The sequence below is a fragment of the Microbacterium sp. OR21 genome, from assembly GCF_047306785.1.
Classification (GTDB): Bacteria; Actinomycetota; Actinomycetes; order Actinomycetales; family Microbacteriaceae; genus Microbacterium; species Microbacterium esteraromaticum_E.
Genome location: NZ_JAZEXJ010000002.1, coordinates 603,685 through 615,398 on the forward strand (window position 1 = coordinate 603,685; position 11,714 = coordinate 615,398).

Here is an 11,714-nt window from a genome sequence, read left to right on the forward strand (position 1 = left end):
CTCATTCTCGCGCGCACGCCTGGGGATCTTCTGGGGAAGACGATCAGAGCAGGGTGCGGAGGGCGGATGCCAGACCGCCGTCCTCGACGACGCCGGTCAGCTCGCCGGCGGCGTCGCGCACCTCGTCGACGGCCTGCCCCATGGCCACCGCACGCCCACCGCCCTCGAGCGCCCAGGCGAACATGCCCAGGTCGTTACGGCCGTCGCCCGCCACGAGCACCCTGTCGCGTGGCGTCTGAAGCTGGGAGCGCACGCGCTCCAGCGCGGTGCCCTTGTCGACGCCCTTCGGAGCGATGTCGAGCCAGGCCGTCCAGCCGACGGCGTACGACACCTCGTTCAGCCCGACCTCGGCGACGATGCGCTGGAAGTCCGCCTCGTCGTGCTGCGGCGACACCACGACCACCCGCGAGACGGGTTGCTGCATCAGCTCGTCGAACTCGACCTCGCGCCCGGCGTCGAGCGACCAGTCGTCGAGCACGTCGGTGTACAGCCGCTCCCCCGACGCGAGTTCGACCATGTAGCGCGCTTCGGGCAGGCTCTCACGCAGCAGGGCGAGCACCGGGGCCGGATCGAAGACCTCGACGCGCCACCGCTCCCACGTGTCGCGGACACGGCGCATCACGACGGCGCCGTTCGAGCACACCGCGAACTCGGCGGTGAGCTCGAGGGCGTCGATGAAGCGCTGCGTCGCGCCCCAGCTGCGCCCCGTGGCGAGCATGACCTCGTACCCGGCGTCGCGCACGGCGCCGACGGCCTCGACCACACCGGGGCTCAGCGTCTCATCTTGCAGCAGGATCGTGCCGTCGATGTCGAGCCCGACCAGGCCGCGCGAGCTCACTCCGTGCCCTGCGCGGCGGTCTCGGCCGATTCCGCCACCCAGCCGATCGGCCGCAGCACGTCGATGCCACCCAGGTAGGGCCGCAGCACCTCGGGCACCGTGACCGAGCCGTCGGCCTGCTGGTGCGTCTCGAGGATGGCGACGATCCAGCGGGTGGTGGCCAGCGTGCCGTTCAGCGTGGCCACGCTGCGGGTCTTCGCCGCCGCGGCGTCATCCGACTCGGGGCGGTACCGGATGTCGAGCCGGCGCGCCTGATAGGTCGTGCAGTTCGACGTCGAGGTGAGCTCGCGGAACGCGCCCTGCGTGGGCACCCACGCCTCGATGTCGAACTTGCGGGCCGCGCTCGAGCCCAGGTCGCCCGCCGCGACATCGATCACCCGATAGGCGAGGCCGAGAGCGGTGAGCATCTCCTCCTGCAGCGCGACGAGGCGGTCGTGCTCGGCCTCGGCGTCCTCGGGCGTCGTGTACACGAACATCTCGAGCTTGTTGAACTGGTGCACGCGGATGATGCCGCGGGTGTCCTTGCCGTACGAGCCGGCCTCGCTGCGGTAGCAGGTCGACCAGCCGGCGTAGCGGTGCGCGCCGTGCGTGAGGTCGAGGATCTCGTCCTTGTGATAGCCGGCGAGGGGCACCTCGCTGGTGCCCACCAGGAACAGGTCCTCCTTGTCGAGGTGGTAGACCTCGTCGGCGTGCTCGCCGAGGAACCCGGTGCCCTGCATGATCTCGGGGCGCACCAGGGTGGGCACGATCATCGGGGTGAAGCCGTTGGCGAGCGCCTTGTCGAGCGCGAGGTTCATCAGCGCGATCTCGAGACGCGCACCGATGCCCTTCAGGAAGTAGAAGCGCGAGCCCGACACCTTCACGCCGCGCTCCATGTCGATGGCGCCCAGCATCTCGCCGAGCTCGAGGTGGTCGCGGGGCTCGAAGTCGTAGGTGGGCACGTCGCCCACGCGGCGCAGCTCGACGAAGTCCTCCTCGCCACCGGCGGGGACGCCGTCGATGATGACGTTCTCGATGCGCTCGAGGGCGGATGCCGCAGCATCCGCCGCCTCGTTCGCCGCCTGCTGGGCGGCCTTGACCCGATCTGCCAGATCCTTGGCCTGCGCGACCAGCGCGGCCTTCTCGTCCTTCGGGGCCTTCGCCACGGTCTTGCCGAAGGCGTTCTGCTCGGCGCGCAGCGTCTCGAAGGCGTTCAGCGCATCGCGACGCGACCGGTCGGCCTCGATCGCCGCGTCGACGGTTTCCGGCGCGTTCCCGCGCGCGATCTGTGAGCGTCGGACGAGCTCGGGCTCGTCGCGGAGGAGGGCGAGATCGATCATGGGCCAAGTCTACCGACGGCGCCCGGACCGCTCCGGCGGCGGCAGGGCGAGGGACTGCGGTCGTAGAGTGGCGTCATGTCGGCATCCGGGATCGAGCGCGCGCACGCGGCTCTCATCCTCAACCCGGTGAAGGTGGATGCCGCGCGGCTGCGTTCGGCGCTTCGAGCCCTCTCCCGCGCGCACGGCTGGGCGGCACCGCGGTTCTACGAGACGAGCATCGAGGATCCGGGTCAGGAGATCACCCGCACCGCCCTCGCCGAGGGAGCCGCGGCGGTGCTCGCCGCGGGCGGAGACGGCACGATCCGCGCGGTCGCCGAGAGCATGGCGGGCACCGGCGTGCCGTTCGCCGTGCTCCCTGGCGGCACCGGCAACCTCTTCGCACGCAATCTCGGTCTGCCCCTGCTCGACGTCGAGAGGGTGATGGAGGGCGTCTTCACCGGCTTCACCCATCCGGTCGACATGGGCTGGGCCCGGCTCAGCCGTCCGGACGGCAGCGTCACCGAGCACGGCTTCGTCGTGCTCGCCGGGATGGGTCTGGACGCCGACATGATCGCCAACACGAGGCCCGACCTGAAGCGCTCGGTCGGGTGGGTCGCCTACCTCGACGGCGCCGCGCGCTCTCTTCCCGGCGCCAAGCCGTTCCGTGTCGTCTACCAGGTCGACGAGGGCAGACTGCACTCGACGAAGGTGCACAGCATGCTGTTCGCCAACTGCGGCGCGCTGCCCGCGGGCATCGCGCTGCTGCCGGATGCCTCGCTCGACGACGGGGCGATGGACATCGCGCTGATCCAGGCGGCGGGGCCTCTGGGCTGGCTGGGCATCTGGCGCAAGGTGTGGTGGGACAACTCCGTGCTGCGGCGCACCCGCGCCGGGCGTCTCGTGCTGGAACGCCGCGGCAGGGACGCCTCGATCCGCTATCTGCGCGGAGCCATGGCGGAGGCGGCGATGATCGGTCCGACGTCGATCGAGCTCGACGGCGACGAGCTCGGCCTCGCGGTGCGGATGGTGTGCCGTGTGCAGCGCGGCGGTCTCACGATCGCATTGCCCCGCGGACACGACACGTCGCGCTTCTGATCCGCCTCAGCTGTGCACGGCGACCGTGCCGTCGAGCCCGCCGCCGGCCAGGGTCAGCTCGAACGCCCCGTCCGCAGCCTCCTGCGGAAGGAGGATCGGCGTCACTCGCGGTGCCAGGTCCATCGTGCAGACGCCGTCGACATCCTGGAAGGTGACGGCGGCTCCGGCATCGGTCGACTGGACGTCGTTCACGATGGGAGGGCAGGAGCTCGACCCCCAGGTCAGCAGCACGATGCCCTCGTCGTCGAACCAGCCGGCCGAGGGCGTGTACTCGGTCTGTCCCTGCGGTGCCTCGGCGAGCGCGTCGAGGTCGGCGCTCTCGGTGCGCTCTCCGTGCACGACCTCGACCTCGACGCCGCGGGTGACGTCGACGCCGTCGGGCACCGGCACCATCAGCGCACGCGGGACGAGGTCATCGGTGCAGGCTTTCTCGGCACTGGCGGCGAGGGTCACCCGCACGCCGCGATCCGAGGAGGCCACATCGCCGAGCACCGGCGCGCACGATGACGATCCCCAGGTGAGCACGGCGAACGCGCGGCCTCCGTCGAGCCACGCCACCTCGACCTCGTTCACCGCGTCGGCGTACGGAGGGGTCGCCGTGTCGCTCGGAGCGCCCGAGCTCGTCGGGGCAGCAGCTCCGGGAGTCGCCGCGCAGCCGGCGGCGAACACCGCGACGGCGCCGAGCGCCAGCGCGGAGGGGACGGTGCGCAGGAGAGTCATACCCTGATGGTGTCACGTCGGCGATCGCCGTCCCAAAGCGGGCTCACGCCGACGCTGTCGCTCACTCCGCTGCAATCCGCATGGACGAGCAACCGGCGGTTTCGCGAGAGAGCTACTGCAGCGCGGAGGTCAGCCGCGCGAGGTTGTCGAGCACGGTGGAGCGCAGCGGCTGCTGCATCCACTCGTCGAGCGTGAGCTCGCGGCTGAGGGAGCGGTACTCGTCTTCGACGACGCGCATCTCGTCGACGAACTCCTCTCCGCGCACGAGCATCGACACCTCCATGTTCAGACCGAACGAGCGCATGTCCATGTTGCTCGACCCGATCACGGCGACCTGGTCGTCGACCGTGAGGCTCTTGGTGTGCAGGATGTACGGCTTGGGGTACATCCAGATCCGGATGCCGGCGCGCAGCAGCGCCTCGTAGTAGCTGCGCTGTGCGTGGTAGACCATCGCCTGGTCACCCTGCTCCGACACGAACAGCTCGACCTGCACGCCCCGGTCGACCGCCGAGGTCACCGCCGCGAGCAGGGCCTCGTCAGGAACGAAGTACGGGCTCACGATCATGATCCGTTCCTGCGCGGCGTACAGCAGCCCGAGGAACAGCCGCAGGTTGTTCTCGACCTCGAACCCCGGGCCCGAGGGCACGATCTGGCAGTCGAGGTCGCCCGCCCCCGTCTCGATCCGGGTGATGTCGATGCCCTCGGGCACCGTGTCGGTCTCGGCGTAGTAGTCGCTGAGGAACACGGCGTTCAGGCTCGCGACGACGGGCCCGTCGACGCGCACCATGAGGTCGACCCAGTGCAGTCCCTGACGGATGTTCTTGGGCAGGTTGTAGGAGGAGTCGGTGATGTTCTGCGAGCCGAGGAAGCCCACCGTGCCGTCGATCACGAGGAGCTTGCGGTGGTTGCGCAGATCAGGGCGCTGGATCCGCCCGCGCAGCGGCTGCACCGGCAGCATGACATGCCAGTCGGCGCCCATCGCCTCGAGGCGCCGGACGGTCTCGCGGTACTTCGGCTTCCAGCGGTTCGCCCAGTAGTCGAGCAGCACCCGCACCGGGATCCCGCGAGCGGCGGCCTCCTCCATCGCACGGAAGAAGTTGTCGGTCGAGTCGTCCGCCTGGAGGATGTAGAACTCCACGTGCACGTAGTCCTGCGCACCGCGGATGGCGTCGGCCATCGCGTCGAGCGACGTCTGGTAGTCGCTGATCAGGTGGGCTCCGTTGTCGCCCGACAGCGGCAGGGCGCCCATCGCCTGATTCATGGCGACGAGCGGGGGGAACCACTCCGGCGGGTCGGGCCGCAGCGAACCGAGCCGCAGGTTCTTGGCCGTGTCGGCGATGTAGTGGTTGATCTGCTCCTGCTTGCGCCGTCGCAGGCGCGGCAGCTTGGGGTTGCCGATCAGGAGGAAGAGAAGGATGCCGAGGACGGGGATGAAGAAGATGGCCAGCAGCCATGCCATGGCCGATGTGGGACGGCGGTTGCGCGGCACGACGATGACGGCGAACGCCCGGACGCTGAGGTCGATGATGAGGTACCCGACCACGGCCCACCACGGCCAGGTGTTGACGTCGAGCACGGCGCCTCCCCTCGGTGACCTCGGTTCAGCGTAGCGGGTGCGTCAGGCGCGGGGCGGCAGGCCGCGAGCGGCGCGCTCTTCGGCCTCGATCTGGGCGTGGACCTTGCGCTCGGTGCGATCGAAGCGCAGGATGCCGCGGAGCACGATGACGAAGACGACGCTCACCGCGATGGTCGGCAGAAGTGACCATGCCGCCGCGACCCAGAAGTTCTCCACGACCTCATCGTACCGCCCGTGCCTGTGAGCCGGGCCGACGCGATTCGCATGCGGACGCATATTCCCGTCACCTTCGTCCCAGCAGCGCGAGCTCTCCACCGAGGCCGTGGAGACCGGCGCATCCGCCGATCGGGTGGTCGGCCCGGTCGAGCACACTCCCCTGCATGACCACGATCATCAAAGCCACAGACCCCGCCGAGTTCCTCGGCCTCGTCCCGGCCCTCGCCGGCTTCACTCCTCGCCACAGCATCGTCATGCTGCCGTTCCACGGATCCCGGACGCAGGGGGCGATGCGCATCGACCTGCCGCCCTCCGACGTCGAACCCGACGACTTCGCCGATGTGGCGCTGCGCGCTCTGCTGCAGGTGCCCGACGCCGACGCGGTGGCCATCGTGATCTACACCGACGAAGCCGCGACGCAGGTGCCCGACGGCGTGCTGCTGCCGCATCTCTCCCTCGCCGTGGCGGTCGTCGACGTGTGCGTCCACGCCGGGCTGCGGGTCGTGGAGGCGCTGTGCGTGACCGCAGACGGATGGGGCGACTACCTCGACGACGAGCCGGCGATGCACGCGCTCGAGGGCATCCGGCAGGCTCCGCCTATCCCGGGCATCGGGGACGTCAGCGGCGATCAGCTCGCCGGCGCCGAACTGCCGCCGAGCGACCTCGTCGAGCGCGAGAGCGTCGGCCGCGCCCTGCGCGATCTCGGCGAGGCCATCGAGCACCGGATGCAAGGAGGCGCTCGCGGCACCGACGATCCCATCGCCCTGATGGCCGCGGAGGTCATGCTCGACGACCTGCCGCACTTCGTCGAGCACCTGCTCGACGTCCCGGCCGACGACGACCCGTACGTCTGCGCCGCTCTGCTGTGGTGCCTGAGCAGACCGCCGCTTCGGGACGCGATCCTCGTGCAGTGGGCCACCGACCTCGACTTCGGCTATCACGCGTTCGATGCGCAGCTGGCGTTCTCGAGTGCGCACACGGCTGTTCCGGATGCCATCAGCGAGGTCTTCATGGGCCGCGGACCTCGCCCCGACGTGGATCGCCTGGGATGCGCCCTGCAGGTCGTGCGCTTCGCCGCGGCCCGAGCGCCGCGTCACGCGAAGGTCGGCGCCCTCACCGCGGCAGCCTGGCTGTCGTGGGCGATGGGCCGCTCCTCGCACGCCGGGGTCTACGCCGACGCGGCCCTGCGCATCGACCCCGGGCACAGCATGGCCTCACTGATCTCGAGCATCCTCGCCGCGGCGATGCTGCCCGAGTGGGCGTTGCGCGCCCGATGACACCGCGGCCCGCGAGGGCGTCCGCGGCTCGGAGAGCGTCGTCAGCGGATGCAGGCGCCGACCGACACGCGACCCGAGGCGTCGACGGCCTGCGCGATCACCGGCTGCAGCTCAGCGTTCGTCATCGCGTAGCCCACATCGGGCGTGGCAGCGTCCTTCGCGAAGACCATGCCGGCGACCTGACCGCGGTCGGTGAGCAGAGGGCCGCCGGAGTTCCCCGGCTCGACCTGTGCGCGCAGCGCGTACACGTCGCGCAGCGCCGTGCTGTCGCCGTAGATGTCCGCCACAGACGCCGGCGCGGCGGAGATCACGCCCGCCGGCACCGCGCGGAACGGTCCGCCGAACGGATAGCCCATCACCGCCGCGCCGTCGCCGGGGCCGAGGTCGTCTGACAGGGCGAGCGGCCGGGCCATGACGTCGGCGGCGAGCACCGCGATGTCGTCGACCGGATCGAAGTACACCACGGTGGCGTCGCGCGCGGGCTCACCGGGCACCTCCACGATCGGCGCACCCACCCCGGCGACGACGTGCGCGTTCGTCAGGATGCGGTCGTCGGCGATCACGAATCCGGTGCCGCTGGCGATGACACCGCATCCGTCGGCCGAGCCCGAGATCCGCACCACCGAGCCGGCGGCACGCTCGAGCTCGGGGGTGGACAGCTCGATCGGGGCGGCGTCCGGCGCGGCGGCGAGGTCGCCCGGCTGCAGCAGACCTTCCAGGCTGCGCAGACCCGTCTCACCGAACGCCATCGCGTTCAGCCGGGCAGCAGCCTCGGCGACCGGTGCCGGGATGTACTTCTCGATCGAGCGCAGCACGCTCGACGAGGCCACGGCGGCCGACAGTCCCGGTACGCCCGCTGACGCGATGGACGACCCGACCATCGTGATCGCCAGCGCCGCGGCCACCACGGCGGCCGCACCGCCCAGCAGCCGCTCGACCACGCGCAGCTTCAGGCGATCCGCACCCTTGCGCACCAGCCGGCCGATCGCCGAACCGACGGACACGCCGATCGCGAGCAGTGCGATCGCGGTCACGACCAGCAGCAGAGCCCGCCAGTCGCTGTCGGGCACGGCGCGGGCGACGAGCGGCAGCACCCACGGCGCGATCAGTGCGCCGAGCACGAGTCCGCACAGCGAGCCGAGCACGGCGAACAGGCCCGCGCCGAGCCCCGTCATGAGCGACGCGACCAGCAGGACGACGATGAGCAGGTCGACGAGGTTCGGCGTCATGGCCGGCTTCCGATCACTTGACGAGCGGGAAGAGGATGGTCTCGCGGATGCCGAGGCCGGTGATCGCCATCAGCAGGCGGTCGATGCCCATGCCCATGCCGCCGGACGGCGGCATGCCGTGCTCGAGTGCGCGCAGGAACTCCTCGTCGACGGGCATCGCCTCGTCGTCGCCACGCGCCGCGAGCTTCGCCTGCTCGACGAAGCGCTCGCGCTGGATGACCGGGTCGACCAGCTCGGAGTACCCCGTGGCCAGTTCGAAGCCGCGCACGTAGAGGTCCCACTTCTCGACGACGCCGGCGATCGACCGGTGCTCGCGCACCAGCGGCGACGTGTCGACGGGGAAGTCCATCACGAAGGTCGGACGCACGAGGTCGACCTTGACGAAGTGCTCCCACAGCTCTTCGATCAGCTTGCCGTGCGTCGGATGCGGCGGGATGTCGACGCCGTTCGCCTCGGCGAAGGCGATCAGCTCGGCCACGTCGTCCTGCGGCGTGAACTCGCGCCCGGCCGCAGCCGACAGCGAGCCGTACATCGAGATCCGGTCCCAGTCGCCGCCGAGGTCGTACTCGGTGCCGTCGGCCCAGGTGACGGTCGTGGAGCCGGCGACGGCCACCGCGGCGTTCTGGATGAGCTCCTGCGTAAGGTCGGCGATGCCGTTGTAGTCGCTGTACGCCTGGTACGCCTCGAGCATGGCGAACTCGGGGCTGTGCGTCGAGTCGGCGCCCTCGTTGCGGAAGTTGCGGTTGATCTCGAAGACCCGCTCGATGCCGCCCACCACGGCGCGCTTGAGGTACAGCTCCGGCGCGATGCGCAGGTAGAGCTCGGTGTCGAAGGCGTTCGAGTGGGTGATGAACGGCCGTGCCGAGGCGCCACCGTGCTGCACCTGCAGCATCGGGGTCTCGACTTCGAGGAACTCGTGCGATGTGAACGTCGCCCGCAGGCTGGCGTTCACGGCTGCGCGGGCGCGCACCGTGGTGCGGGCCTGGTCGCGCACGATGAGATCGAGGAAGCGGCTGCGCACGCGGCCCTCCTCGCTCAGCTCGGAGTAGGCGTTCGGCAGGGGCAGGATGGCCTTCGACGCGATCTGCCAGGCATCCGCCATGATCGACAGCTCGCCGCGGCGGCTGGAGATCACCTCACCCCGCACGAACACGTGGTCGCCGAGGTCGACGAGCGCCTTCCAGTCGGCCAGCGACTCCTCACCGACGTTCGCGAGCGACACCATCGCCTGGATGCGCGAGCCGTCACCGGCCTGCAGCGTCGCGAAGCAGAGCTTGCCGGTGTTGCGGCTGAACACCACTCGGCCGGCGACACCCGCGACCACGCCGGTCGCGGTGTCGGGCTCCAGCTCGCCGTACTCGGCGCGCAGCGCCGGGATGCTGTGGGTGACGGGCACCGCGACCGGGAACGCACCGCCACCGGCATCCGTCCGCTTCGCGATCAGCCGCTCGCGCTTCGCGAGGCGAACCGCCTTCTGCTCGAAGACGTCGTCTTCGAGCTCGGCGGATGCAGTGGTCGGCGCGGGCGCGTCAGTCATGGGTGGGGCTCCTTGGAAAGTCCCTGCAAGTCTACCGGCGCGGCCCACCGCCCCCAGGCTGCCCGTGGCTCTCGGGTAGCCTCTCGACATGCGTGCTCAGCCCTCCGCCGCCCTGCTCGACGCGATGCGAGCGCTCGTCGCGACGAGAGCTCTCGTCGCTCTCGCGATCGCCGTCGGCGTGCTGACGGCGCTGTCATCGGCCGCCCCCGCTGCGGCCGACGTCGACGACTTCTCGTACTCGTCCTGGTCGGCCCAGTACGACATCGCACTCGACGCCGAGGGCAGGGCTGTCGCGCAGGTGACCGAGACGCTGGTCGCCGAGTTCCCGCAGCACGATCAGAACAAGGGCATCATCCGGGGCTACCCGCAGCGGTATCTGGGAGCCGGTCTCGACATCGACATCGTGTCCGTGACCGATGAGAAGGGCCGCGACGTGCCCTTCGAGATCGAGAACGAGGATGACATGGTGCTCGTTCTCACCGGCACCGACGAGTACGTGCATGGTTCGATGACGTACGTGATCCGGTCGACCATGCGCGACTTCATGGTGCACGGCATCGAATCCGGCAATGACGAGTTCTACTGGAATCTGCTGCCGCTGAACAGCACGCAGGACATCGGGCGCTTCGACGCGGAGATCCGCTTCGCACCCGATCTCGCGGCCGCGTTCACCGGCGACACCGCGTGCTATGCGGGCCGTCAGGGCGAGCGGCGAGCCTGCGACATCGAGCAGTCCGACGATCACTCGAGCTTCCGAGTGCGCTCCGGCGAGCGGGCCGCGGGCGACGGTGTGACCGTGGCGATCGGATTCGCCGGCGGCACGGTGACCCAGCCCGATGCCCGCCGGGCCGACCCTGTGGCCGACTTCGCACCCACGGTCGCCGGCGTTCTGACCCTCGTCACCGCTGCGGGCGCCTGGATCGCGGTGGCGCGGATGAAGCGCCGACGCCGCACCGCGACCGGCATCGTCGTCGCGCAGTTCGACGTGCCCGCCGACCTGCCTCCACTCGTGGCGGCGCCGCTGATCCAGGGTGCCCCCGACCCTGTGCCCGCGCAGATGGTGCACCTGGCTGTGCGGGGCGCGCTGCGCCTGGAGGAGGAGCAGAGCAGCGAGCGACCGGCTCCGCGCCTGCTCGACAGGTCGCGGTCCGGGCATCCGCTCGATGCGGCGATGCTCGGCGCGCTGTTCCCCGGCGAGACGACCGTGCGACGCATCCCGCGCACCAGCGAGAAGTTCGCCAAGCGCATGCGGCGGCTGGTGGCGAAGGGCGCCGCCGAGGTGAAGAGCCGCGGCTGGACGACCTCTGAGCGCAGCCGCGCGGCGAAGGCCTTCGGGTGGGCGGCGCTCGCCCTGCTCGGGGTGACGCTCGCGCTGCTGATCTGGACGGCGACGAAGGATCGCGATCTGCTGCCGCTGTCGGTCGTGGCGTTCGCACTCGCCGGCGTCGGTGCGGGCGTCTCGGCCATCGTGGCGTTCAGCAGGCACACCGTGCTCACCCCGGCGGGTGCCGAACGTGCCGAGTACCTGCTGGGTGTGCGGGAGTTCATCCGGGTCGCGGAGGCCGATCGGCTGCGGATGCTGCAGTCGGTCACAGGCGCCGAGCGGCGCAGCGACGGCTCGGTCGACGTCGTGCACCTGTACGAGAAGCTGCTGCCCTACGCCATGCTCTTCGGCGAGGAGAAGTCGTGGGCCGAGGTGCTCGAGACTCGGTACGCCGACACGGGCACCGGCCCCGACTGGGTGAGCACCTACGTCGGCGTCTCCCTCGCTTCGCGTGTGTCGAGCTACTCGACGTCGATGAGCACCGCGGCCGCCTACACGGCCTCGAGCTCGTCGAGCGGCGGATCGACCGGCGGCGGCTTCTCGGGCGGCGGCGGAGGCGGCGGGTTCTCGGGCGGTCGCTGAGGCGGCGCGGCTGCGCAGCCCA

The 11,714-nt window shown here is 70.6% G+C and carries 10 protein-coding genes; 3 read left to right on the top strand and 7 right to left on the bottom strand.

Features of this window, described 5'->3' with window-relative positions:
- Nucleotides 1-43: 43 nt before the first annotated feature.
- Together V2S04_RS07440 and serS are read right to left on the bottom strand one after the other, a co-directional pair.
- Entirely contained in the window at nucleotides 44-838 is a 795-nt protein-coding gene (locus V2S04_RS07440; protein ID WP_413637863.1) for an HAD family hydrolase, read from the bottom strand.
- A complete protein-coding gene (serS, locus tag V2S04_RS07445) occupies nucleotides 835-2,157 on the bottom strand; it encodes a serine--tRNA ligase (RefSeq protein ID WP_413637864.1) in 1,323 nt (440 codons plus the stop codon). Before serS ends, V2S04_RS07440 begins: the two co-directional genes overlap by 4 nt.
- Before the next feature lie 75 nt (nucleotides 2,158-2,232).
- On the opposite strand from serS, the gene V2S04_RS07450 reads away from it, so the two are divergent.
- Nucleotides 2,233-3,231: a diacylglycerol/lipid kinase family protein gene (locus tag V2S04_RS07450; protein WP_413637865.1), complete on the top strand. Its 999-nt coding sequence runs from the start codon at nucleotides 2,233-2,235 to the stop codon at nucleotides 3,229-3,231.
- 6 nt (nucleotides 3,232-3,237) lie between these two features.
- Here the strand turns inward: V2S04_RS07450 and V2S04_RS07455 are convergent, their stop codons facing one another.
- The 3 genes from V2S04_RS07455 to V2S04_RS07465 form a co-directional block, all read right to left on the bottom strand.
- Complete coding sequence (locus V2S04_RS07455) at nucleotides 3,238-3,951, bottom strand: hypothetical protein (RefSeq protein ID WP_413637867.1); 714 nt, start codon at nucleotides 3,949-3,951, stop codon at nucleotides 3,238-3,240.
- Between the two features lie 112 nt (nucleotides 3,952-4,063).
- On the bottom strand, nucleotides 4,064-5,527 hold the full coding sequence (gene cls, locus V2S04_RS07460; protein WP_413637868.1) for a cardiolipin synthase: 1,464 nt from the start codon (nucleotides 5,525-5,527) through the stop codon (nucleotides 4,064-4,066).
- A gap of 42 nt (nucleotides 5,528-5,569) precedes the next feature.
- Nucleotides 5,570-5,743 carry a hypothetical protein gene (locus V2S04_RS07465; protein ID WP_413637870.1) on the bottom strand — a complete coding sequence of 58 codons (174 nt, stop codon included), beginning with the start codon at nucleotides 5,741-5,743 and terminating at the stop codon, nucleotides 5,570-5,572.
- Nucleotides 5,744-5,907: 164 nt separating this feature from the next.
- On the opposite strand from V2S04_RS07465, the gene V2S04_RS07470 reads away from it, so the two are divergent.
- Nucleotides 5,908-7,020 carry a DUF4192 domain-containing protein gene (locus V2S04_RS07470; RefSeq protein ID WP_413637871.1) on the top strand — a complete coding sequence of 371 codons (1,113 nt, stop codon included), beginning with the start codon at nucleotides 5,908-5,910 and terminating at the stop codon, nucleotides 7,018-7,020.
- Between the two features lie 41 nt (nucleotides 7,021-7,061).
- Here V2S04_RS07470 and V2S04_RS07475 read toward each other — a convergent pair whose 3' ends face one another.
- Together V2S04_RS07475 and lysS are read right to left on the bottom strand one after the other, a co-directional pair.
- Nucleotides 7,062-8,249: a MarP family serine protease gene (locus tag V2S04_RS07475; protein ID WP_413637873.1), complete on the bottom strand. Its 1,188-nt coding sequence runs from the start codon at nucleotides 8,247-8,249 to the stop codon at nucleotides 7,062-7,064.
- A gap of 13 nt (nucleotides 8,250-8,262) precedes the next feature.
- The gene (gene lysS, locus V2S04_RS07480; RefSeq protein WP_413637874.1) at nucleotides 8,263-9,786 is read right to left on the bottom strand and encodes a lysine--tRNA ligase; all 1,524 of its coding nucleotides are present in this window, start codon (nucleotides 9,784-9,786) and stop codon (nucleotides 8,263-8,265) included.
- 88 nt (nucleotides 9,787-9,874) lie between these two features.
- Here lysS and V2S04_RS07485 point away from each other — a divergent pair, with 88 nt between their 5' ends.
- Nucleotides 9,875-11,692, top strand: coding sequence for a DUF2207 domain-containing protein (locus tag V2S04_RS07485; RefSeq protein ID WP_413637876.1), 1,818 nt, complete (start codon nucleotides 9,875-9,877; stop codon nucleotides 11,690-11,692).
- Nucleotides 11,693-11,714 lie beyond the last annotated feature (22 nt).

Excerpts from the sequence above, each read along its gene's own strand:
- lysS (WP_413637874.1), bottom strand. The coding sequence starts at position 9,786 with ATGACTGACGCGCCCGCGCCGACCACTGCATCCGCCGAGCTCGAAGAC.
- V2S04_RS07450 (WP_413637865.1), top strand. The coding sequence starts at position 2,233 with ATGTCGGCATCCGGGATCGAGCGCGCGCACGCGGCTCTCATCCTCAAC.
- V2S04_RS07485 (WP_413637876.1), top strand. The coding sequence starts at position 9,875 with ATGCGTGCTCAGCCCTCCGCCGCCCTGCTCGACGCGATGCGAGCGCTC.
- V2S04_RS07470 (WP_413637871.1), top strand. The coding sequence starts at position 5,908 with ATGACCACGATCATCAAAGCCACAGACCCCGCCGAGTTCCTCGGCCTC.
- serS (WP_413637864.1), bottom strand. The coding sequence starts at position 2,157 with ATGATCGATCTCGCCCTCCTCCGCGACGAGCCCGAGCTCGTCCGACGC.
- V2S04_RS07475 (WP_413637873.1), bottom strand. The coding sequence starts at position 8,249 with ATGACGCCGAACCTCGTCGACCTGCTCATCGTCGTCCTGCTGGTCGCG.
- V2S04_RS07455 (WP_413637867.1), bottom strand. The coding sequence starts at position 3,951 with ATGACTCTCCTGCGCACCGTCCCCTCCGCGCTGGCGCTCGGCGCCGTC.